The following is a 21678-nucleotide window of genomic DNA, read 5'->3' as shown; positions in this document are numbered from 1 at the left end:
CGGCAGCGATGCAGATGAGGGTCGAACGGGTCACCCCACGCATCCCAGAGGCCAACGTCCCGATCGGAACGGGCCGGTCGGCGTCAGCCGTGCAGGCGAACGCGCTCGTGGGTGATCGCCTCGATGTCCGAGGCCGCGGCGTGCAGCAGCTTGTGCGCGAGGTCCGACAGCGCCCGCGCGACGGCCAGCTCGTCGCCGATCTCGGCGATCTCGGTGTCGGTCGGGTTCCGGTGCGCGGCTCCGGTCCCGACCAGATGGGTGTTGTCCGCGGTGTGCAACCTGGCCTCCGCCCGCGTGGTCCGGTCGTCGTCGTGCTCGTCGACGTAGATGTCCACCCGCCACCGCCTGCTGATGATCATGATCTCTTCCTTCCGCCCGGCAGACTTCCGCTCTCCCCGCCATCCTCGCCAGGACCGCCGGCCACCTGCCAGGGCCGTCCGGACCTGCAAGGCAGGAACTTCTGCCCTGCCGGGCGCACCCGGTCGGGAGTGTGCTGGAGGCGTACGAGAGGAGGCGCCATGAGCGACTTCGAGAAGCACCGCACCCAGGCCGACGCCCGACGCGCCGCTGCCCGCCGGCGGTCCACCTCGCCCGTGGCCGAACAAGCCGTCCTGCGGCACCTCGGCGCCGAGCTCTACAAGGAACGGCGCCAGGCCGAGGAGGGAGCCGAGCAGAGCAAGACAAGGAGCCGCTGATGTCCGAGAAGGTGCTGGTCACCTACGCGACCAAGATGGGCGCGACCGCCGGGATCGCCGCCGCGGTCGGCTCCGAACTCCGCGCGGCCGGTCTCGAAGTCGACGTCCGCGAACTCAGCGCCGTCCAGGCCGTCACGCCGTACGACGCGGTCGTCCTGGGCAGCGCGATCTATCAAGGGCATTGGCTGCCGGAGGCCGTTCGCTTCCTCCGCCGGCACGAGCGCCAGCTGCGCACCCGGCGTGTGTGGCTGTTCCACTCGGGCCCGGTGGGTGTCATCAGCCACCAGGACCAGCCCGTCCCGCCGGACGTGGCCCGCCTGGCCCGCCTGGTCGCCGCACCCCCGATCAAGACGTTCGCCGGGAATCTCCAGCCCGACGCGGTCGTCCACCACCCCGACCTCGAACGCCTCACCACCGACTCCAGGGACTGGGCCGAGATCCGCGCCTGGTCGCACGAGATCGCCGCCTCCCTACCGGCCGGCGCCGAAAACTGAGCCGTCAATCAACCCCGCCACGCCGGCCTGCCGTGCGGGCTCGATGCCTCCCGCAATCGATCCGGACCAGTTAGTCTCGATCGAAGAGGTCGCGAGCGAACCGCGGAGTTGGACAGGCGACGAGTCTCAGGGGGGAGGCGGACGGCGATGGCGCCGCAACCGGAGGTGGCCGGTCGCCGGTCGACTCACCGAACCGTGCGGCCTCCTTCGGGCCCGGCGCCCCGCCCGCCGCGAACGCTGGTGACCCGCGAGCGTCTGCACAGGGCGCTGGACCGGGGATTCCGGCAACCGCTGACGATGCTCGTCGCGCCGGCCGGAACCGGCAAGACCGTCCTGCTCGCGGACTGGGCGGCGCGGTCCGAAAGCCCCATCCGCTGGATCAGTGCGACCGGCGTCCCGGCGGCGCTCGACGAGTTGCTGATGCCCGCCGACGACTCGGAGCTCGTGATCATCGACGACGCGCACCTCCTGCCCGCCGACGCGCTCGAGCAGCTGTCCGGTCTCCTCGCGGCCCTGCTGCCGGGCGCCGCGAGTCACCTCCGGCTGCTGATCGCGAGTCGCTACGACCTTCCGCTGCCGGTCGTCGAACTCGAAGTGCACGGCATGGCGTCGATCCTGCGCGCCCGGGATCTGCTCTTCCGGGACGCCGAGGCGGCCGCCCTCGTCCGCGCCCACGCCGCGGGAGCCAGCCAGGCCGAGGTCGACCTGCTGCAGGAGAAGGCCGCGGGCTGGGCGGCGGCGCTGGTCCTCGGAGCCCGCGCGATCGGGGGTTCGGGCGACGCGCAGACGCCGGTGCTGACCGAACGGCCGGTGCTCGACCTCCTGCTCGGCGAGAGCTTCAACATGCTCGACGAGCGGACCCAGAACGTCTTGGTCTGCACCTACGGCGAACCCGACATCACCTCGCGGCTCGCCACCGTGCTGAGCGGGGACAAGGACGCCGGCGCCTTGCTCGCCGACCTGGCCGCCAGCGGTCTCCTCGTCACGGCGTACGGCGAGGAGCCCGACACGGGGACGACGTACCGCTACCACCCGCTGCTGGTCGAGTTGCTCAGACGCCTCGTCGCGGTCGGCTCCGACGACGCGAAACGCGTCCTCGCGGCGCACCGCCGGGCCGCCGTCTACTTCGAGCATCACGGCGACGCCAACCGGGCGCTCGGGCATGCGCTCGCGGCCGCCGAACCGGTTCTGATCGCCCGGACGTTGCTGGACCACGGTCCGGCGATCCTGGCGGCCGGCGACCTCGACCTGGTGGCGGCGGCATTCGACGCGCTGCCGGACGACTATGTCGACACGCACCCGCACCTCCTCGGCGTCCGCGGGATCCTTCGGCGTCTGACCGGCGATCTGACCGGGGCCGTGATGGATGCGAGCCGCGCGACCGCGCTGCTGTCCGCTGCCGGGTCAGGCCCGGAAGAGAGCGCACTCGAGGCCGACGTCCTGCTGCTGCGCCTGTGGCAGTCACGCTTCGGCTGGGACGACGTCGACGATGCGATCGAGGCGGCCAAGGGGCTGCTCGACCGCGCCTGGGGCCAGAGCGACCGGCGCGCGATCATCGGGCTGGAGCGGCTGGCCTGGCTGCTCGTCGAGCTCGCCGAAGCGGAGATGCTGGCGAATCGCGTCGACGACGCGCTCAGCCACCTCGACGACGTCCTGGTGACCGCCCGGATGGCACATCATCCCCAGCTGGTCGCTGCCGGGCTGGCGGACCGGGCGGTCCTCGAGCTGACCCGTGGCCAGGCCGGCAGCGCCGCCCGATCGGCCCAGTCGGCCCTCGACGCCGCGGCGAGCCACGGGTTGTCGGACGAGTACGTCGTCCGGGCGCAGCTCGTACTCGGGCTGGCAGCGTTCAACCGCCTCGATCTCGACGAGGCGCGGCGCTGGCACCACGCGACGACGGCGGTGGACGCGTCGAGCACCGACATCCTCGTCGCCGCGCTGCGGGAGACGCTGCGGACGATCACGGTGATCGAGGACGGCGAGCTCGACGAGGCCCGTCTGCAGCTGGCCTCCGACCCGCCGAACTCGGGGCCGATGCCGGCGTTCCTGGTGCGTGACCTGGCGCTGCTGCGCCTGTGGGTCGCGGTCCTGGTCGGTGACCGGGCCTCGGTCGCGGCGCAGATCGGCGTCCTCGAGACCTCCGGCAACGCTGCCGAGGCCGCCCTCGCGAAAGCCGTCGACTCGATCGGTGAGGGCGACGTCCGCAGCACCCTCGACGCGGTGGACGCCGCGCTGGTGCTGCCCGGGGTCCATCCGGCGCTCGCCGCGTCGGTCAAGGCCTTCCGTACGATCCTGCTGCTCCGCATCGAGGAGGACGCGGCGGCCGAGGAGGCGCTTGCGGACCTCCTCAACGACGTCGCCCCGCAACACCTGCTGCACCCGCTCGCGATGGCCGGCCTCGAACCGGGGTTCATGGACCTGCTGCAGCGACACACCGCGGCGCCGGCCGCACACCCGTTCGCGTCCACCGCGCTCGACAAGCTCTCCCATTACCAGGCGCACCGGCGCTCCCGGGGCGGATTCGTCCCGGTCATCCCGGTCGTGGACGTCGCACCGGCGCAGCCGCCGCGGCCGCTGGACGCCGTCGTCAACGGAGCGACGATCCGCTTCACCGCGCGGGAGGCCGAGGTCCTGGACGAACTGGCCCTCGGAAGCTCGTACGCCGAGATCGCCCAGTCGCTGTTCATCACGGAGAACACCGTGAAGACACATCTGCTGTCGCTGTACCGGAAACTGGGCGTCGACAAGCGGTCGGCGGCCCTGCGCACTGCTCGCTCCATCGGTCTGCTCTGACCGCTCCCCCGGCACGGGTGATGTTCTCGGGCAGTCCACGCAGCAGAGTCATGCTGTCGGACGTGGAAGAGGGCAGTGTCATGGCTCATTACGTGATTCGGGTCAAGGGCGACCTGTCGCCGGAGCTGACCGAGGTGTTTCCCTCCCTGATGGCGAATCGAGAACCCGCCCAGACGGTCCTGCACGGCGATCTCGAGGACCAGTCGGCCCTGACCGGCGTGCTCAACCACCTGGACACGCTCGGGATCACGATCATCGAGGTGGTCCAGATCCCGTCCTCCACCTGACCCGGCGGCGCGGTCACCCGGACCGGGTGAGGTGCCCCCGCGCCACGAAACTCTTCCGAGGAGGTCGAGATGGCCCAGCCAGACACCGGATCGCCGGCCCCTGGGTCCCGCGACTGGTGGAGCCGTCTCGCACACCGGCCGCTGCTCACGATCATTGCCGGTGCCGTCGCCGGCGCGCTGGTCACTGCGGTGATCTTCGTCGCTGTACGGCGGGACAGCGGCGCCGCGGCGGCGAGCGGCGGCGACACCGGTACGGCGATGTGCCGGGCCGTTCCGGTCGCCGACCAGGTCCTGCCGTCGATCGTCACGATCTCCGCCCGGGGCGGCGCCGCGGCCGGCACCGGTTCGGGGCAGATCTTCAAGGAGGGCGGCTACATCCTCACCAACGACCACGTCATCTCGGTCGCCGCGGGCGGCGGCTCCGTCGCGGTCCGGTACAGCGACGGCCACAGCTCGGACGCCACGATCGTCGGACGCGACCCGAGCACCGACCTGGCCGTGCTCAAGGCGGCCGACGAGGCCAAGAACCGTCCCGTGATCGCCACCGGATCCTCACAGGCGCTGGAGGTCGGTCAGCCCGTCGTCGCGCTCGGCGCTCCGCTCGGCCTGGCCAGTACGGTCACTTCCGGGATCGTCAGCGCGCTCGACCGCTACGTCCCGGTACCCGGCGACAACGTGACCCATCACCTGATCGGCGCGATCCAGACCGATGCCGCCATCAACCCCGGCAACAGCGGCGGCGCGCTGGTGGACTGCTCTGGACATCTCGTCGGCGTCAACGCCGCGATCGCGACGGTCCCCAACGCGGCCGGAGTCAGCGGCGGCGGGAGTGTCGGGCTCGGCTTCGCCATTCCCGTCGACCTGGCGAAACCGATCGCCGACCAGCTCATCGCCACCGGCCGGCCGGGCCATCCGACCACCGGGCTCCAGGTCCAGGAGCTGCCGTCCGGCGCCGGGTTGTTCGTCCTGTCCGTCGACCCGGGCGGTCCGGCCGTGGCGGCCGGGCTCCGGCCGGGCGACATCATCACGCAGATCGACGGCGAGCCGGCCGTGAGCAGCGAGCAGATCGTGGTGGCGACGCTGACCCGGAAGGCCGGAGACACCCTGAAGCTGTCGTACGTACGCGGCGAGACCCCGGCGACCACGACGCTCACGCTGGCCGCCCAGTAGTCGCTCAGGCGGGCGCGACGGGCTGGGAGGCGAGCAGATCGAGACCGAGGCTGCTCGCCAGGAACCGCGCCGCGAGCCCGCCCGTGACGCTGTTGCCGGCGACATCGAGCCGCGGGCCGTAGGTGCCCAGCGCACCCTTGCCGGGCGAGACGGTGACGATGCCGCCGCCGATCCCGCTCTTGCCCGGCACCCCGACATCGAGCAACCAGTCGCCCGACGTCTCGTACAGGCCGGCGATCGTCATGACGGCCAAGGTCACGCGCGCTACGTCCGCACCGACGACTCGCTGCTGCGTGGCGGGGCACACGCCGCCGTCCGCGAGGGTCGCGCCCATCATCGCGAGGTCGGCTGCCGTGACGCTCAGACAGCTCTGCCTCGTGTAGAGGTCGACAGCTTCGGCCGGATCACCGGCGAGGCCGCCGACACTCGTCAGCAGCGCGGCGAGCGCCCGGTTGCGATGGTTGGTCGCCAAGGCGGACGAGAGTACGCCGGAATCGAGCTCGAGCTCCCGGCCGGCGAAGGCGGACAAGCCGTCAGCGAGGAACTGCCAGCGCCCGTCCGGCGAGTCGCCCGGCGTGAGACTGGTCGTCGCGATCGCGCCCGGGTTGACCATCGGGTTGGTTCGCCCGCCCTCCGACTGGTCGACCGCCTGAACCGAGTTGAACGGCAGCCCGGTGGCGTTGACCCCGACCAGCTGCCGCACCGCTTCGACACCGACCGCCTGAGCCACCAGCGCGAACACGAAAGGCTTCGCGACACTCATGATGGTGAACGGCCGCCGCGCGTCGCCTGCCTCGAAGCACCGGCCGTCGGTCGCCGCGATGCAGACGCCGAACACCTCCGGGTCGACCTGGGCCAGCGCCGGGTAGACCTCCGACACGGCTCCGTCGGCGACGTCGCGGAACCGCTCGTACGCCGTACGCACCAGACGGTCGACCGTGGCGGTGCCGGGCAGGCCGCCGGTGGAGACGTACCGGTCGAGCATGTCAGAACCGCCACACCAGCGGGACGATCAGCAGCGCCATGAGCAGCCACCACGCCATGACGATGATGCCCAGCCGCCAGTAGTCGCCGAAGCGGTAGCCCGCCGGGCTCATGATCATCATGTTCCCGGGAGTGGAGATCGGGGTCAGGAGCGACGCGGCACCTGCGACGGCAACGACCATCAGCACCGGTTTGACGGAGGTGGCCGTGCCTTGTGCGGCCGCGACCGCGATCGGTGTCACGATCAGCACAGTGGCGGTGTTGCTCACCATCTGGCCGAGCGTCGCGGTCAGCGCGAAGAGCGCCAGGAGCAACAGGTACGGGCGGCCCGCGCCGACCGCGTCGATGACGAGATCGGCGATCCGGTCCGCCGCGCCGCTGGACTGGATGGCGCCGGACAGCGGGATCAGGGCGCCGATCATCACGATGATCTGCCACGAGATCGCCCGGTACGCCTGGCGCGGGACGACCACCTTCGTCAGGATCATCGCGAGGGCGGCCAGCAGTCCCGCCATCGCCGGCGGGACCAGGCCGGTCGCCAGCAGCACGATCATCGCGGCCAGGATCGCGACCGCGACCGACGCCTTGGATCCCCACGGGATCGCCTGGCGGCGGACGAGTTCGGGCGAGTCCACCAGCAGCACGTCGCGATCGCGCTGAAGCTCGTCCAGGGCGGCCCACGGCCCGTGCACCAGGATCGCGTCGCCTTCGGCGAGCTCCGTCTGCCGGTTGCCGCGATCCTTGCCCATCCGCTGGACCGCGATGATGACCAGGTCGCGGCTGCGGAGCATACCGGGAAACACCGTTTCACCGACCAGCGACGACCGCGGCGGGATGACCGCCTCGACGACACCGGCGTCACGGTTCATCAGCTCCGCCGCGGGGGCCGTCGTCGTACTGACAGCCAGCGACGCGTTCGCGGTCAGGCTGTGCACCTGGTCGTTCGGCCCGGTCACGACGAGCACGTCGTCGACGTCGATGGCCGACTCCGTCCGGGCGCGGCCGCGGCCGTCCTGCAGGCCGACGATGGTGACTTCCGGGTACGCCGCAAGGTCGACCTCCTCGACGCCGAGGCCCAGCAGCGGCGAGAGCTCTCGTACCCGCAACCGGTAGAACCTGTCGGTCAGCGCGTAATGGCTGTCGAGCGTCTCCGCATGGACGGCCAGGTCGGCCGCCGGATGCGCCGGCCGGGTGGCCGGGAGCAAGCGGGGCCCGAGGAGCACCGAGATCGCGATGGTCCCGACGACGAGCGGAACCCCCACGACCGCGAACGAGAAGAACCCGAAGGGCCCGGCGCCGGCGTCCCCGGCCGCCTCGGAGACGATGATGTTCACCGGCGTACCGGTCAGCATCAGCAGGGATCCCGCGCTGCCCGCGAAGCTCAGCGGCATCAGCAGCCGGGACGGCAACTCGCCGATGCGCGTCGCGAGGACCACGACGAGCGGAAGCAGCGCGGCGACCGCCCCGTTCAGCGTGATGAAGGCCGTCAGCACCGCGGACAGGAGCGTGACGGCGACGAGCACCCGTGCCCGCTTCGTGCCCGCGTGCCGCACGATGACCTGACCGGCCCAGGCGGTCACGCCGGTCGAGTCGATGCCCTCGCTGACGACGAACAGCGTGGCGATGAAGATCACCACCGGGTCGCCGAAACCCGCGAGGATCTCGGGGAACCCGACGACGCCGGTCGCCCACAACGCCAGCGCCGTCAGGACGGCGACCACCTCGACCGGCAGCCGGTGCCACACGAACAGCGCAACGGTGAGACCGAGGATGACCAGGCTCAGCGTCCCGTCGTCCATCGCCGCCGCCTAGCCGAGGTGCACCGGGGCGTTCGGACCCCACGGAATCCCGAGGACGTACCACAGGACGTAGAACAAGGTCCAGGCGACCAGCACGATCCCGGTGTACGGCAGCATCATCGACACCACCGTGCCCATACCGGCCTTCTTCCGGTACCGCTGGCAGACGAGCACGATCAACGGCAGATACACCATCAGCGGCGTGATCACGTTCGCCGGCCCGTCACCGACGCGGTAGGCCGCGACCACGGTCTGCGGCGCGATGCCGAGCCGGAAGAACAGCGGGACGAAGATCGGCGCCAGGATCGCCCACTTCGGGATCACGCCCGGCATGATCAGGTCGATCAGGAACACGAGCAGGATGAAGCCGATCAGCAGCGGCAGCGCGCCGATGTCGGCCCGCTCGAGCAGGTCGGCCAGCCCGGTCGCGGCCAGTGTGGACATGTTGGTGTAGTTGAAGTACGCAATGAACTGGGCGATCAGCAGCATCAGGAAGATCAGCCCGCCGAGCCCGTTGAACGTCTTGACGATCGCGTTGATGACGTTCGTACTCCCGGTCAGGGTCTTCGCGCCGCGGCCGTAGCCGAGCCCGGCGGCCAGGAACAGCATCGAGATGATGAACAGCAGGCTGCTCATGAACGGCGAGGACCCGAAGATCTCCCCGGTGTCCGGGTTGCGCAGCGGGGCGCCCGGGATGAAGGTCAGTGCCGACACGATCGCGATCGCGATCAGCAGGTAGTACACCGACCACCGCAGCCCGCGCGACTCCAGCTGCATCTCCTCCTCCGTCGGCTGGTGGTCGACCGGCGCGTCGGACGGCGCCTCGGCAGGGTCGTACTTGCCGAGCCGCGGCTCCAGCAGCCGCTCGGTGATCACCGTCATCACCACGGCGCAGAACAGTGTCGCGGCGATGCTGAAGTAGAGGTTGTGGGTGACGTTCAGGTCCACGTCCGGCGCCACCAGCCCGATCGTCTCGTTGGTGACCTCGGTGATGATGCCGTCGGCGGGCGTGATCAGGATGTTGACGAAGAAGGCGGCGCTGACACCGGCGTACGCCGCCGCGATGCCGGCCAGCGGGTGCCGCCCGAGGGACGCGAACGCGGCCGCGCCCAACGGGATCAGCACCAGATAGCCGGCGTCGGACGCGACGCTGGAGATGCCGCCGAGCAGCACGATGATGAAGGTGATCAACGCCTTCGGTGCGACCTTCACCATCTTCCGGATCAGCGCGGCGATCAGGCCCGCCTCCTCGGCGACGCCGACGCCGATCATCGCGACCAGGATGACCGCGACCACGCCGAAGTCGTTGAAGTTCTGCACCGCGGTCGTGAAGATGAACCGGATCCCGTCACCGGTCAGCAGACTCTCCGCGGTGATGGTCTCGTGCCGCACCTCGAAGTCCGGCACGGCCGGCGCCGGCGGGGCGTCGTTGCCCGGCACACTCGTGCCCCCGGGGTACTCCGGCGCGACCTGGGCCGTCCCCGGTTCGGCGATCTCGGTGGTGACGCTGGTGCCGGCCCAGGACAGGATCTGGGACAGCACGATGACGATCACGATCAGCGCGAGGAAGATCAGCGCCGGATGCGGGACCTTGTTGCCGACCCGCTCGATCCCGTCCAGCACCCGTTGCATCGCGCCCGGCTTGGCGTGCTTGTCCTCGACCCCTTTGGCGTTCACGGCTCAGTCCTCGGGCGGGCGGGTGAACCCGAGAGCGAACTCGATCAGCAGCTTGGTGCCGAAGCCGGTCGCGCCCTTGTTCCGCCAGGTCCGCGGTGCCGGGAGTTGCGCCGTACCGGCGATGTCGACGTGCGCCCACGGCCGGCCGGCGACGAACTCCTCGAGGAACAGCGCCGCGGTGATGGACCCGGCGTTGACGCCGCCCATGTTCGTCAGGTCGGCGATCGACGAGTCGAGCTGCGTGCGGTACGGGCGGTGCAGCGGCAGTTCCCAGACCTGTTCGTCGACGCTGTCCCCGGCGCGCCGCAACTGCTCGACGACGTCCTGGTGGTTGCCCATCACGCCGGCGATCTCGACGCCGAAGGTGCGCAGGCAGGCGCCTGTCAGCGTGGCGATGTCGACGATCGCGTCCACCGGCTCCTCGGTCGCCAGGGCGAGGGCGTCGGCCATCACCAGGCGTCCTTCGGCGTCGGTGTTCAACACCTCGACCGTGGTGCCGTTGCGCATCCTCAGCACGTCGCCGAGCTTCATCGCCGATCCGGACGGCATGTTGTCGGTGCACATCAGGTAGCCGGTCACGGCCGTCGTGCACCCCAGCGCACGCAGCGCGGTCATCGACGCCAGGACGGCGGCGGCGCCGGTCATGTCGTTCTTCATCTGCGCGTGCGACTCGTCGCTCGGCTTCAGGCTGATGCCGCCGGAGTCGTACATGACGCCCTTGCCGACCAGCGTGATCCGGCCGGTGGGTTCGGCCGGCTGGTACCGGAGCCGGACCATCCGCGGCGGGTCCACGCTGCCGCGGTTGACGCCGAGGATCCCGCCGCACCCCATCTCGATCAGCTGGTCCTTGTCGAAGACCTCCACCTCCAGTCCCGCCGGTGGCCCGACCTCGAGCGCGACCTCGGCCATCCGGACCGCGGACAGCGTGCTGGCCGGGCAGTTCGCCAGGTCACGGCCGAGGCTGCAGGCCGCGGCGACCACCCGGCCGCGCTCGACACCGGCCGCGGCCTCGTCGGCCTCGTCGTCGCCGGCGATGACCAGCAGCGAATCGAGTGTCGGCTCCTCGGCGTCGCGGCCCACGAAGTACCGCCAGCGGGCGAGCAGCACGCCCTCCGTGACGGCCTGCGCGTACGCCGCGACCGGCAGCGCGGAGTCCCGGGAGGGGACCTCGATCGCGAGCCGCTTGTGCCACGGGACGGCCCGGGCGAACTCGGCGGCCAGGTCCCGGACCAGCGTGCTGTCGAGCCGGTCCGGCGAACCGATGCCGACGGCGACGCGGACCGGTCCGTCCACCGTAGGCCGCACCAACGTCTGACCACGCTGCGCGGTGAAGCCGGCCGCCGCGAGACCCGCGGCGTCGACGCCCAGCTCCTCGGCGGGCGGCCTGCCGACCGCCACCGGGACGGCGAGCGCATCGGCCTCGGCCACGGCCTGTTTCAGAGTGCCGACGCCGACCGCCGGCCGGCGACGGGTGGAAGGAATCGGGTCGAAGTCGTCTGGGGTGGTCATCACGACGTCTCCTCCGGACGGGGCTGATCAGCTCTGCAGGGCCTGGACGAGCTCTTCCTCGCGCTCCTTGGTCAGGTTCGTCTGGATGACCGTCGGGCCGAACGGCTTGAGCGCGTCGATCACGCGGTCCACGGTCGCCGACCTGGCGAGCAGGAACACCGCGGCATGGTCGTCCTGCAGCTCACGGCCGACGTCCTTGATCAGCTGGTCGTTGATGCCGATGTCGGTGAGCTTGCCGGCGATCGCGCCACTGGCCGCGCCGACGGCGAATCCGGCCAGCGGGTTCAGGAAGATCAGCCCGAGCAACGTCCCCCAGAGGGCGCCGCTGGCCGCGCCGGCGCCGGTCAGGTTCATCGTCTGCTGGATCCGCACTTTGCCCTTGCTGTCCTTGTACGCGATCGCGGCGTCCTCGCGCTGCAACAGCTGCTGCTTGGCCAGATCCTCGGTCAGCTCGATCACCCGCTCGGCGTCGTCGCGACTGTTCAGGCCGAGCACCACTAGATGGGTCATGCCGGTTCCTCTCCTGGGCTGATGGCTCGACCTGGGGCGCCGAGCGCCTCATTTCATCAACTGCCGGTAGCGGGACGGCTCCACCGATTGAGGTGATTTCGCAGCTTCACCCTTTCCGGGGGATCCGGGGCACCTTGGCGCCGATCCAGACGGCGACGACGACGAGCAGGCCGATGCCGACCAGCCATCCCCACAACCCCTCCGACACCGGGCCGAGCCGTCCCAGCGGGTAGCCTCCGGGGTTGTCCTGCTGCTGCAACTGCGTCACGTAGGCGATGATCGCGCGCTTGTCCTCGGGGAGCAGGACCGCGTCGGAGAAGACCGGCATCTGCTGCGGACCGGTCAGCATCGCCTGGTACATGTTGCGCGGCGACGTGTGCATCAGCGACGGCGCGTAGCGCCCGTTCGGCAACGCGCCGCCCCGCCCGGCGAAGTTGTGGCAGGCCGTGCAGTTGGTCCGGAACAACTCGCCGCCGCGGACGATGTCCGACTGCGTCGCCTTGCTCACGTCGTACGACTCCGGCGGCGGGATCGCCGGGCCGGGGGCGAGCGAGGCGACGTACGCCGCCAGCGCCGCGATCTCCTCCTCGGTGTAGACCGGTGGCTTCTGCGGGATCTGGGCGCCGGGCTGGGCCGCCGGCATCCGCCCGGTGCTGACCTGGAAGTCGACCGCGGCCGCACCGACCCCGATCAGCGACGGGCCGGCCTGCCGTCCGTCGCCGTTCGTCCCGCCTTCGGCGTGCAGTCCGTGACAGCTGGCGCAGCCGACCGCGAAGAGCCGGCGCCCTTCCTCGATCTGCTGGGACTGCGGCCCGTCGGCTCCGGCCGCGCCGTTCGGCACCACGGCGGAGTACGCCAGGCCGACCAGCACCAGCGCGGCCACCAACGCGACGGCCTTCATCGCCCCGTGCCTGCGCAGCGGTCGCCGGTCAGTCGCCTCGCCCATCTGTCTGCTCACTTCTTGTCGCGCTTGGCCTGGCGGCGTGCGCCGGCGGCCCGGGTTGACGCGTCCTTCTTCAAACCACCAGTGGTCTTGGTTGCGCGCGGCGGTCCGTCGGCGGCGCGCACCGGGCGGGACGTCGTACTCCTTGCCGCCGGAGCGGGGCCGGCGGCGGTCGTCTTCGACGCCGCGATCCGCTCGCTGCGCAGTTCGTTCGCGGCCCGCCGGGCGGCCGTTGCCACCTCCCTGCTGACCCGTGCCAGCGCGTCCTCGAAGAGCTCGGCCTTGCCGCGGTCCCGCTGGTTCTTGGGATAGGCCATGCCGCGCCCCCCGGCCGTGGCGACGGACAGGCTGGCGCCGCGGCGGTAGTTCTTCACGTACTTCGTGCGCGCCCGCCGGATCCGCTGGTGCAGCTCCAGCAGCTCGTCCTCGTCCAGCGCGCTCAACGCGTCCCGATCCGTCTCGGCGATCAGCAGCCGCTCGGCATCGGTCAAGGAATTCATCAGCGCTTGGTTCACAGGAAGCCTCCTGCGTCGGAGACGACGTCTCCTTGTTTCATGATCAGTGCGAAGGCGGTCTCGGGTGCGGCCAGGAGCTGGATGTCGTCCAGCGGGTTGCCGTTCACGAGGATCAGGTCGGCCAGTGCGCCCTCCTCGACGACACCGAGGACGCCCGGATATGGATTGCGCGCACCGGACAGCGCCAGGAGCTCGGCGTTCGTGACCGTCGCCATCGCCAGCACCTCGGCCGGTGAGAACCAGCGGGTCAGCTTCGCGAGCTGTTTGCCCTGCTTCGCCGCCAGGGCGGGCTCGAACAAGGTGTCGGTCCCCCAGGCCACGCGGACGTCGTGCTTCCTGGCCAGTTCGTACGCCGTCTCGGTGCCGACCACCATCTGCTCGAACTTGGCCTGGCTGTGCGGCGGCACCGCAATCGCGTCCTCGTCGTCCAGGAACGGCTGGAGCGACCACCAGACGTCGTTCTCGGCCATCAGTTCGACGGTGTCGTCGTCGAGCAGCTGACCGTGCTCGATGCATTTCACCCCCGCGCGGATCGCCTGCTGGACGGCCCGGGGCGTGTAGGCGTGCACCATCACGTAGGTGCCCCAGTTCTCCGCGGCGTCGACGGCCGCGTGCAGCTCGGCCTCGGTGTACTGCGTGACGTCCAGCGGGTCGTATGCCGACGCGACGCCGCCGCCGGCCATCAGCTTCAGCTGCGAGGCGCCGAGCATCAGTTGCTCCCGGGCCGCCTCGAAGACCGCGTCGACGCCGTCGGCGATCCGGACGGCGCCGACGAGTTCCGCGTGACTCAGCTGACCGGCCCGGCCGCGCGGGATCTCGTGCCGGGAGCGGAAGTCGCCGTGGCCGCCGGTCTGCGAGATCATCGCGCCCGACGGGAAGATCCGCGGACCGGGGACGAGGCCCGAGTCGATCGCCTGCTTCAGGCCGAACGACGGGCCGCCCGCGTCGCGGACCGTGGTGAAACCCCGCAGCACCGTGTCGCGAGCCGTCGTGGCCGCCAGGATGTGCAGGAACCCGACGTCGCCGGTCATCGCCAGGGCCAGCGGCGCGGCGGCGAACAGCGAGTGCCAGTGCGCGTCGATCAGTCCGGGAATCAGGGTGCGCCCGTCCCCCGCGATCACGCGCGCGCCGGAGGGCACCTCGCCCCCGGCGTCGATGCTCTCGATGATCCCGTCGCGCACGACGACCTGCGCCGGGTCGCCGACGCGGCCGTTGCGCACGTCCACGACGCGCACCTCGCGAAAGACGATCGGCAAGTCCCGGTCCGAAGCCACGACGGCACCCTTCTTCTGCTCATCTCGAACAGTAGGACCAGTTCGCGCCCGGCCACTCACCCGATATGGAGGATGATGAATCCGTGGACAGGCTGTCCGTGCACGACGAGCTCGAGCGTGCCCGTGCGGACTTCCGGCGCCTTGTCGAGTCGTCGGACGACGAGGCCCTGCGGAAACCGTCCAACGGCACGCGCTGGAGCAACCGCGAACTGCTCTTCCACATGCTGCTGGGCTACCTGATCATCCGCGCGCTGCTCGGACTCGTCCGCGTTTTCGGCCGGCTGCCACCCGGGGCCAGCCGCGGCTACGCCCGGCTGCTGAACGCCGTGACCCGCCCCTTCGACAAGATCAACTACCTCGGCTCGTACGCCGGCGGGCGCACCCTGAGCCCCGCCCGCATGGTCGCCCTGTTCGACCGCGTCGTCGACAAGCTCCACCGCCGCCTCGACGCCGAGACCGACGCGGACCTGGAGCGGGGCATGCACTACCCGACCCGCTGGGACCCGTTCTTCAAGGACTACATGACGCTGGCCGACGTCTACCACTTCCCCACCCAGCACTACGACTTCCACCGCCGCCAGCTGACGCTCGGACAGGATTAGCCGCAACGCAGGGCGGCGGGAAGCCCCGAACCGGGACGTGAGACAAGCAACGGTGACTGGAGACAGGTAATACCAGGTCCCCACCCACCACGGCTTGTCTCGCCACCAGCAGCTTGACAACACCTCCGCCGCCCTTGACCGAACGGCGTTGCGGTTAGCCGGGCTGCAGTTCGGTGAGGAGTTTCTCGATGCGGGCGCGGATCTCGTCGCGGACCTGACGGACGACCTCGATCGGCTGCCCGGCCGGGTCGGTCAGCTCCCAGTCCTCATACCGCTTGCCGGGGAAGACCGGGCAGGCGTCGCCGCAGCCCATCGTGACGATGACGTCGCTGCTCTTGGCGGTGTCGTACTCCAGCAACTGCGGCACGTTGCCGGTGATGTCGATCCCGACCTCGCGCATCGCCTCGACCGCGACCGGGTTGATCTCGTCCTTCGGCGCCGACCCGGCCGACCGGACATCGACCGCATCCCCGGCCAACTGCCGCAACCACCCGGCAGCCATCTGGGACCGACCGGCGTTGTGCACGCAAACGAACAGAACCACAGGCTTGCTCACGAACCGACTCCAGACTCTGTGCGGGGTACGACGACCTCGCCCGCCGCGCCACCCGCGACGGGATAGAGCACGACGAGCAGCAGGGCGCCGACGATCGCGCCGACCACCTGGAAGACCACGAAGGCCGGCACCGACCCGGGCGCGATCCCCGCGAAGGTGTCGCTGAACGCCCGTCCGATGGTGACCGCGGGGTTGGCGAACGACGTCGACGACGTGAACCAGTACGCCGACCCGATGTACGCGCCGACCGCCGCCGGCGCCGCCGCGGACCGGCCGGACCTGGCCAGCGCGAAGATCAGCAGGATGAGCCCGGCGGTGGCGACCGTCTCGCCGACCCACAGATGGCCTGCCGACCGGTCCGTTGCCGACAAGGAGACCGCGTTCTCGCCGTACATCAGGTTGGCCAGCACGGCTCCGGCGATCGCGCCGATGATCTGGACCAGGACGTAGCCGGCGAGGTCGCGTGCTGCCAGACCGGTGCCGTCGCGCCGGCCGAGCCACCAGTCCACGGCCGACACCACCGGGTTGAAGTGCGCCCCCGACACCGGCCCGAGCATCAGGATCAGCACCGCCAGGCCCAGGGCGGTCGCGAAGGCGTTCTCCAGAAACTGCAGCCCGACGTCGTCCGGCGACAGCCTCGACGCCGCGATCCCCGAGCCGATCACCACCGCCATGAGCAAGCCGGTACCGACGCCTTCAGCGACCAGCCGCCGCCACAACGGCTGGCTCATCCGCGGCTCACCGGCACGTCGAGATCGTCCAGCAGCACACGGACACGGCGTTCGATCTCGTCGCGGATCGGCCGCACGGCGGTGACGTCGAGGCCGGCCGGGTCGTCGAGCTCCCAGTTCTCGTAGCGCGTCCCTGGGAAGATCGGGCAGGCGTCGCCGCAGCCCATCGTCACGACGACATCGGCCGCACGCACGACCTCGTCGGTCCACGGTTTCGGGAACTCCGCCGAGATGTCGATGCCTCGCTCGGCCATCGCCGCGATCGCCGCCGGGTTGACCTCGATCCCCGGCTCCGATCCGCCGGACCACGCGACGGCCTGCTCGCCGGCCAGGTGCTGGAAGAACCCGAGCGCGATCTGCGACCGCCCCGCGTTGTGAACGCAGAGGAACAGCACGACCGGCCTGCCGTCGTCGTGATGCCCTTCGACGCGGGCCAAGGCGCTCAGCCGCTGCCGCGCGAAGCGTTCGGCCAGCAGCGGAAGGAAGTTCGGGATCGTGCTGCCGGTCGCGAACTGGTCGTAACTGGAGTGCAGGAACCGCTCGACGGTCTCCGGGCCGTAGATCCCGGAGAACTCGTCGGCGAGCCGCGCGGCTGAGGTGCGCAACGCGACGTGCTGGTCGATGGACAGGTCTTGGCGACGGTGCCATACGAGTTCAGTCATGGGGTGCTCCCAGGGGCGGCTGATGTCGATGCGGGCGTCAGTGCGGGCGCCAACCGGTCGATCCGGTCGGCGAGTTCGGTGTAGGCGGCTTCGAAGGCCGCGTCGGTGTCGACCGGCGCCGGATCCGGCACCGCCCAGTGCAGCCGGGGGCGCTGCTCGACCGGCCAGTGTTCGTAGGCGTTGTCGCAGACCGCGATCAGCAGATCGTCGCGACGTACGACATCCCGCACCTGCGCAGTGCGCCACCCTGCAGTATCGAAGCCGTGCCGGCGAGCGATCTTCAGCGCGCGGCGATGGACCCGGTGCGCGGGATCCGTCCCCGCGGACAAGGCGGGGATCTGGCTCCGGCGGGACCAGATCGCCGCCGCGAGCTGTGAGCGCGCCGAGTTCTGCGTGCACACGAACACAACGCGCGGCACCGCACCCAGAGAGGCCGGGGCGATCGCCTCCAGTGCACTCGGGACCAGCCGGACGTACGTACGACGCCGGTCTGCTTCCGAGCGGCTGCGAACGACCAGACCGGCATCCTCCAGCACCTTCAGATGGTGCGCGACCAGATTCGTCGGCATGTCCAGGACCGCCGCGAGCTCCCCCGGCGCGGCATCGCCGGCGACCAGCGTGTCGACGACCGCCAGGCGCGCGGGATCGCCCAACGCGGCATGGATCCGCGCGCGATCCGCCAGCGACATTCGCTCAGTATTCATTGACTCAATAATCACTGAGTTACTGAGTGGATGTCAATCCGTCAGGCCGCGCACCAGGTTGCGGGCGGTTCGGCCGGCGCCGATGAGTGTCGCGGACGCGGCGCCGGTCCAGTCGCCGTACCCGACCAACTGCAGCCGCGGCTCCTTGAGGGCCTGCGTCTCGCCGTCGGTGGCGATCAGCCCGTCCTTGCCACGGAGGCCGAGCGGCGACAGGTGACCGAGGGCAGGCCGGAACCCGGTGCACCAGATGATCGTGTCAACCTCGAGCCGGGAGCCATCCTGGAACCTGACGCCGGAACCGTCGAGGCGGGTGAACATCTCACGTGCCCGGAGAACGCCGCGATCGCGGGCCCCGCGCACCGAGTCGACCATGACGATGTCCCCCAGGCCGCCCACACCCGCCACGTCACCACCATCGGCGCGAGCCCGTTGCCTAGCGGTGGCGAGCTCGAACAGTGCTCGGCCGTCGACATCGTCAGGCAGGAACCGCGGCGGACGCAGCGTCACCCAGGTCGTGTCCGCGACCGCAGACACCTCCGCCAGGATCTGCGCCGCCGAGTTGCCGCCTCCGACGATCAGCACCCGCTGCCCGGAGTAGTCCGACGCCTGCCGGTACTGCGAGTTGTGGAGCTGCCAGCCGCGGAATGTCCCGGGATACCTGGGCACGAACGGACGTGTCCAAGTCCCGGTCGCCGACACGACATGTTCGGCCCGCCAGCTCTCATCGGCGGCGTGCACGACCAGACAGTCGTCGGCACGCGTGACAGCGTCGACGTGGACCGGACGTCGGACCTGCAGCTCGTAGCGCTCATCGTAGTGGGCCAGATAGTCCACGACATGCGCCGCCAAGGGGTAGCCGTCGTCCAGCGTCCACGGCGGCATCATCCAGCCCGGAAGCGACGAGTACCGCGTCGGCGAGAACGTACGCAGCGTCGGCCACATCCGGCGCCACGCGCCGCCTGCCTGATCAGCGGCGTCGAGTACGACGAAGTCCCGGCCCGGCACCAGCCCGGCGCGACGCAGGTAGAACCCGGTGGCGAGCCCTGCCTGGCCACCGCCGATGACAACGACCTTCATCCGGATCAGCGCGCAGATGCCGGCTCGGGAGCGGACAGCAGTGCGGAGAGCCAGCGCAGGCGGTCGGGTATCGGCCAGTAGTAGACCCAGGTGCCGCGGCGCTCGCAGTCGACGAGGCCGGCTTCGCGGAGCACGCGGAGGTGGTGGGAGATCGTCGGGCCGGACACCTCGAACTGCGGCGTGATGTCGCAGACGCACAGCTCGCCGTCGGCCGACGCGATGATCGACATCAGCCGCAACCGGATCGGGTCGGCCAGGGCCTTGAACACCGTGGCCCCCTCGGCGGCCGCGGCCGGATCCAGCGCCGCCTCCGAGATCGGCGCGCAGCAGCCGTCACCGGTCACGAGCGAGATCTCCTGTTTCGACATACGTCTATCTTGACTCTTGTCGAATCAAGAGGCAAGGTGGGTGACGTTGATTAGATGAACATCAAGTCAAGGCCACCGGCACCCGGCGGGCCGCACCTGATGCGCTGACAACCCCTGCACACCTGGAGAACCCTATGAACACCACCACGCCAGACCTGCCGGTCGTGGTTGTCGGCGCCGGCCCGATCGGCCTCGCCGCGGCTGCGCAGCTGTCCGAGCGCGAGCTCGACTTCATCGTCCTCGAGGCCGGCCCCTCGGTCGCGTCCGCGATCGACGAGTGGCGGCACGTGAAGCTGTTCAGCCCCTGGCGTTACGACATCGACTCCGCGGCCCGGCGCCTGCTGGAGCAGGCGGGCGGCTGGACCGAGCCGGACCTCGACACGCTCCCCACCGGCGGCGACCTGATCGACAGCTACCTTGCCCCGCTGTCGAAGACCGCGGCCCTGACGGACAAGATCCGGTACAACTCCCCGGTCGCGGCCATCACCCGCGTCGGCTTCGACCGGATCCGCTCCGCCGGCCGCGAGAACGCGCCGTACCTCGTCCGCCTCGCCGACGGCACCGAACTGCTCGCCTCCGCGGTCGTCGACGCCGCCGGGACCTGGCGCCGCCCGAATGTGCTCGGCGGCTCGGGAATCCCGGCGCGCGGCGAGCAGCAGGCGGCCACGTTCATCTCACCGGCCCTGCCCGACGTCCTCGGCCGCGACCGGGAGCGCTTCGCAGGCCGCCGTACGGCGGTTGTCGGCGCCGGCCACTCGGCCGCCACCACGCTTCTCGACCTGGGCGAGCTCGCCGAGCAGGTCCCGGGCACCGAGATCGTGTGGGTCGTGCGCGGTTCTGACCAGGCGCGGACGTACGGCGGTGGCGACGCCGACGAACTGCCCGCGCGCGGCGCGCTCGGCAGCCGGCTCCGCGCCCTGGTGCAGTCGGGCCGCGTCGAACTGGTCAGCTCGTTCCGGATCGAGTCGATCTCAACGAACGCCCGGGTCGAACTCGCGGCCGGAGACCGTCGCGTCGTCGCGGACACGGTGGTGAACTCGACCGGCTTCCGGCCCGACCACGACATCGTGTCCGAGCTGCGCCTCGACCTGGACCCGATCCTCGGCTCGACCCGAGCCCTCGCGCCGCTCATCGACCCGAACCAGCACTCCTGCGGCACGGTCCCGCCGCACGGCGCCGACGAGCTCGCCCACCCCGAGCCCGGCTACTACGCCATCGGCGCGAAGTCGTACGGACGGGCCCCGACCTTCCTGCTCGCCACCGGCTACGAGCAGGCCCGCTCAGTCGCTGCCGCGCTCGCCGGCGACTGGGACGCCGCCCGCGACGTCCAGCTCGACCTGCCCGAGACCGGCGTCTGCTCCTCCAACCTCGCGTACGGCGGCTCCGACGACGAGGCCGGCGGCTGCTGCGGCCCGGCGCCCCAGGCCGTCTCCGCGCCGTCCAGCCGCGGCCTGGCGACGGGCATCAGCGGCGGTCTGCTCACGATCATCGACGACAAGCCCGCCAGCCAGTCCGGTTGCTGCGGCTGACAATCAGTTCCACGCCTGATCTCGCTAACTCGAACACCTCTGTTCGAACTGCCTGCTAGGCTATCTCATACACCACTGTTCGAGATAACTGCGCAGGAGTGCCGGATGACCGAGTCGGAGCAGGCGGCGGCCGGGTGGCGGAGGTTCGTGCCGTGGGACGGTCCCGCCGGCCGGGGCGATCTCGCGGTGATGGGCGCGATCCTCGGCGTGGTCGCGTTCGGGCTCGCGCTCCGGCCCGTCAAACCGTTCCTGATCGCGTCGCATCCGGTGCTTTTGGCGTTCCTCACCGGCGACCTGACCGCCGTCGGTGCGGCCGCCGCCTTCGCCCGGATCGGCGAGGCGGATCTGTGGCTGGTCGTCGTCGCCGGCGCGGCCGGGATGGTGAAGTTCGACTGGCTCACCTGGTGGACCGGCCGCCGGTGGGGACTCCGCATCATCAAGATGTTCACGACAAGCGAGCGCGCCGTACGGTTCGCCGGCCGCGCCAAGGACCTGAGCCCGTGGACGCTCCGCGCCGCGGTCCTCCTCGCCGTCCTGCCCGGCGTCCCCACCGCCGTCGTCTACGCCATGGCCGGCTGGGCCGGCATGCGACTCCTCACCTTCCTCACCCTCGACCTCATCGGCGCAGCCCTCATCACAACCCTCCTCGCAGCCATCGGCTACAAGGCCGGCCAAGACGCCGTCGACCTCGTCCTCCTGATCGACAAATACGCAACAGCCGCCAGCCTCACCCTCCTCGCCACCGCAGCCCTACTCCCCTTCCTCAAACGCCTCCTCAACCGCCGAACCCGCTGACGTC

General features: G+C 70.6%; 23 protein-coding genes. 8 read left to right on the top strand and 15 right to left on the bottom strand.

The window, feature by feature from the left end; all coding sequences use genetic code 11:
- Positions 1-83: 83 nt before the first annotated feature.
- The gene (locus tag ACWEOO_RS21320) at positions 84-359 is read right to left on the bottom strand and encodes a DUF1876 domain-containing protein (protein WP_452144465.1); all 276 of its coding nucleotides are present in this window, start codon (positions 357-359) and stop codon (positions 84-86) included.
- Between the two features lie 159 nt (positions 360-518).
- Here ACWEOO_RS21320 and ACWEOO_RS21315 point away from each other — a divergent pair, with 159 nt between their 5' ends.
- From ACWEOO_RS21315 to ACWEOO_RS21295, 5 genes are all read left to right on the top strand, one after another.
- Positions 519-695 (top strand): hypothetical protein, encoded by a 177-nt coding sequence (locus ACWEOO_RS21315; RefSeq protein WP_452144464.1) that lies wholly within the window; start codon positions 519-521, stop codon positions 693-695.
- On the top strand, positions 695-1189 hold the full coding sequence (locus tag ACWEOO_RS21310; RefSeq protein WP_452144463.1) for a flavodoxin domain-containing protein: 495 nt from the start codon (positions 695-697) through the stop codon (positions 1187-1189). Before ACWEOO_RS21315 ends, ACWEOO_RS21310 begins: the two co-directional genes overlap by 1 nt.
- A gap of 240 nt (positions 1190-1429) precedes the next feature.
- Positions 1430-3982 (top strand): LuxR C-terminal-related transcriptional regulator, encoded by a 2553-nt coding sequence (locus tag ACWEOO_RS21305; RefSeq protein WP_452144462.1) that lies wholly within the window; start codon positions 1430-1432, stop codon positions 3980-3982.
- 80 nt (positions 3983-4062) lie between these two features.
- Positions 4063-4269: a hypothetical protein gene (locus ACWEOO_RS21300; RefSeq protein WP_363718464.1), complete on the top strand. Its 207-nt coding sequence runs from the start codon at positions 4063-4065 to the stop codon at positions 4267-4269.
- A 69-nt stretch (positions 4270-4338) separates the two neighbouring features.
- Positions 4339-5439, top strand: coding sequence for a S1C family serine protease (locus ACWEOO_RS21295; RefSeq protein WP_452144461.1), 1101 nt, complete (start codon positions 4339-4341; stop codon positions 5437-5439).
- 4 nt (positions 5440-5443) lie between these two features.
- On the opposite strand, the gene glsA is transcribed toward ACWEOO_RS21295, so the two are convergent.
- The 8 genes from glsA to ACWEOO_RS21255 all read right to left on the bottom strand — a co-directional run bounded on the left by glsA (position 5444) and on the right by ACWEOO_RS21255 (position 14650).
- Complete coding sequence (glsA, locus tag ACWEOO_RS21290) at positions 5444-6424, bottom strand: glutaminase A (RefSeq protein WP_452144460.1); 981 nt, start codon at positions 6422-6424, stop codon at positions 5444-5446.
- A 1-nt stretch (position 6425) separates the two neighbouring features.
- Entirely contained in the window at positions 6426-8222 is a 1797-nt protein-coding gene (locus tag ACWEOO_RS21285; protein ID WP_452144459.1) for an SLC13 family permease, read from the bottom strand.
- A gap of 9 nt (positions 8223-8231) precedes the next feature.
- Positions 8232-9899 carry an AbgT family transporter gene (locus ACWEOO_RS21280; protein WP_452144458.1) on the bottom strand — a complete coding sequence of 556 codons (1668 nt, stop codon included), beginning with the start codon at positions 9897-9899 and terminating at the stop codon, positions 8232-8234.
- A 3-nt stretch (positions 9900-9902) separates the two neighbouring features.
- Complete coding sequence (locus tag ACWEOO_RS21275; protein ID WP_452144457.1) at positions 9903-11408, bottom strand: leucyl aminopeptidase family protein; 1506 nt, start codon at positions 11406-11408, stop codon at positions 9903-9905.
- Between the two features lie 27 nt (positions 11409-11435).
- Positions 11436-11918 (bottom strand): DUF1269 domain-containing protein, encoded by a 483-nt coding sequence (locus tag ACWEOO_RS21270; protein WP_355690967.1) that lies wholly within the window; start codon positions 11916-11918, stop codon positions 11436-11438.
- 106 nt (positions 11919-12024) lie between these two features.
- Entirely contained in the window at positions 12025-12864 is an 840-nt protein-coding gene (gene qcrC / locus ACWEOO_RS21265) for a cytochrome bc1 complex diheme cytochrome c subunit (RefSeq protein ID WP_452144456.1), read from the bottom strand.
- 8 nt (positions 12865-12872) lie between these two features.
- Entirely contained in the window at positions 12873-13361 is a 489-nt protein-coding gene (locus ACWEOO_RS21260; RefSeq protein ID WP_452144455.1) for a hypothetical protein, read from the bottom strand.
- An 11-nt stretch (positions 13362-13372) separates the two neighbouring features.
- Positions 13373-14650 (bottom strand): amidohydrolase family protein, encoded by a 1278-nt coding sequence (locus ACWEOO_RS21255; RefSeq protein ID WP_452144454.1) that lies wholly within the window; start codon positions 14648-14650, stop codon positions 13373-13375.
- Between the two features lie 83 nt (positions 14651-14733).
- Here ACWEOO_RS21255 and ACWEOO_RS21250 point away from each other — a divergent pair, with 83 nt between their 5' ends.
- On the top strand, positions 14734-15252 hold the full coding sequence (locus tag ACWEOO_RS21250; RefSeq protein ID WP_452144453.1) for a DinB family protein: 519 nt from the start codon (positions 14734-14736) through the stop codon (positions 15250-15252).
- A gap of 154 nt (positions 15253-15406) precedes the next feature.
- Here ACWEOO_RS21250 and ACWEOO_RS21245 read toward each other — a convergent pair whose 3' ends face one another.
- From ACWEOO_RS21245 to ACWEOO_RS21220, 6 genes are read right to left on the bottom strand one after another with little or no spacing between them, the layout of a single operon-like run.
- Complete coding sequence (locus ACWEOO_RS21245) at positions 15407-15808, bottom strand: arsenate reductase ArsC (RefSeq protein ID WP_452144452.1); 402 nt, start codon at positions 15806-15808, stop codon at positions 15407-15409.
- Complete coding sequence (locus ACWEOO_RS21240; protein WP_452144451.1) at positions 15805-16539, bottom strand: aquaporin; 735 nt, start codon at positions 16537-16539, stop codon at positions 15805-15807. The genes ACWEOO_RS21245 and ACWEOO_RS21240 overlap by 4 nt, the downstream gene beginning before the upstream one ends.
- Entirely contained in the window at positions 16536-17201 is a 666-nt protein-coding gene (locus tag ACWEOO_RS21235) for an arsenate reductase ArsC (RefSeq protein ID WP_452144450.1), read from the bottom strand. The genes ACWEOO_RS21240 and ACWEOO_RS21235 overlap by 4 nt, the downstream gene beginning before the upstream one ends.
- Complete coding sequence (locus ACWEOO_RS21230; protein WP_452144449.1) at positions 17198-17905, bottom strand: arsenate reductase/protein-tyrosine-phosphatase family protein; 708 nt, start codon at positions 17903-17905, stop codon at positions 17198-17200. Before ACWEOO_RS21230 ends, ACWEOO_RS21235 begins: the two co-directional genes overlap by 4 nt.
- A 33-nt stretch (positions 17906-17938) precedes the next feature.
- Complete coding sequence (locus tag ACWEOO_RS21225) at positions 17939-18982, bottom strand: ArsO family NAD(P)H-dependent flavin-containing monooxygenase (protein WP_452144448.1); 1044 nt, start codon at positions 18980-18982, stop codon at positions 17939-17941.
- A gap of 5 nt (positions 18983-18987) precedes the next feature.
- A complete protein-coding gene (locus tag ACWEOO_RS21220; RefSeq protein ID WP_452144447.1) occupies positions 18988-19350 on the bottom strand; it encodes an ArsR/SmtB family transcription factor in 363 nt (120 codons plus the stop codon).
- Positions 19351-19484: 134 nt separating this feature from the next.
- On the opposite strand from ACWEOO_RS21220, the gene ACWEOO_RS21215 reads away from it, so the two are divergent.
- Both ACWEOO_RS21215 and ACWEOO_RS21210 read left to right on the top strand, forming a co-directional pair.
- Positions 19485-20879 (top strand): FAD-dependent oxidoreductase, encoded by a 1395-nt coding sequence (locus ACWEOO_RS21215; protein ID WP_452144446.1) that lies wholly within the window; start codon positions 19485-19487, stop codon positions 20877-20879.
- 105 nt (positions 20880-20984) lie between these two features.
- Positions 20985-21674: a DedA family protein gene (locus ACWEOO_RS21210; protein WP_452144445.1), complete on the top strand. Its 690-nt coding sequence runs from the start codon at positions 20985-20987 to the stop codon at positions 21672-21674.
- Positions 21675-21678 lie beyond the last annotated feature (4 nt).

This window comes from Kribbella sp. NPDC004138 (assembly GCF_053603655.1).
Note: the sequence above shows the minus strand (reverse complement) of the source record. Positions and strands in the feature narration are given on the sequence as shown.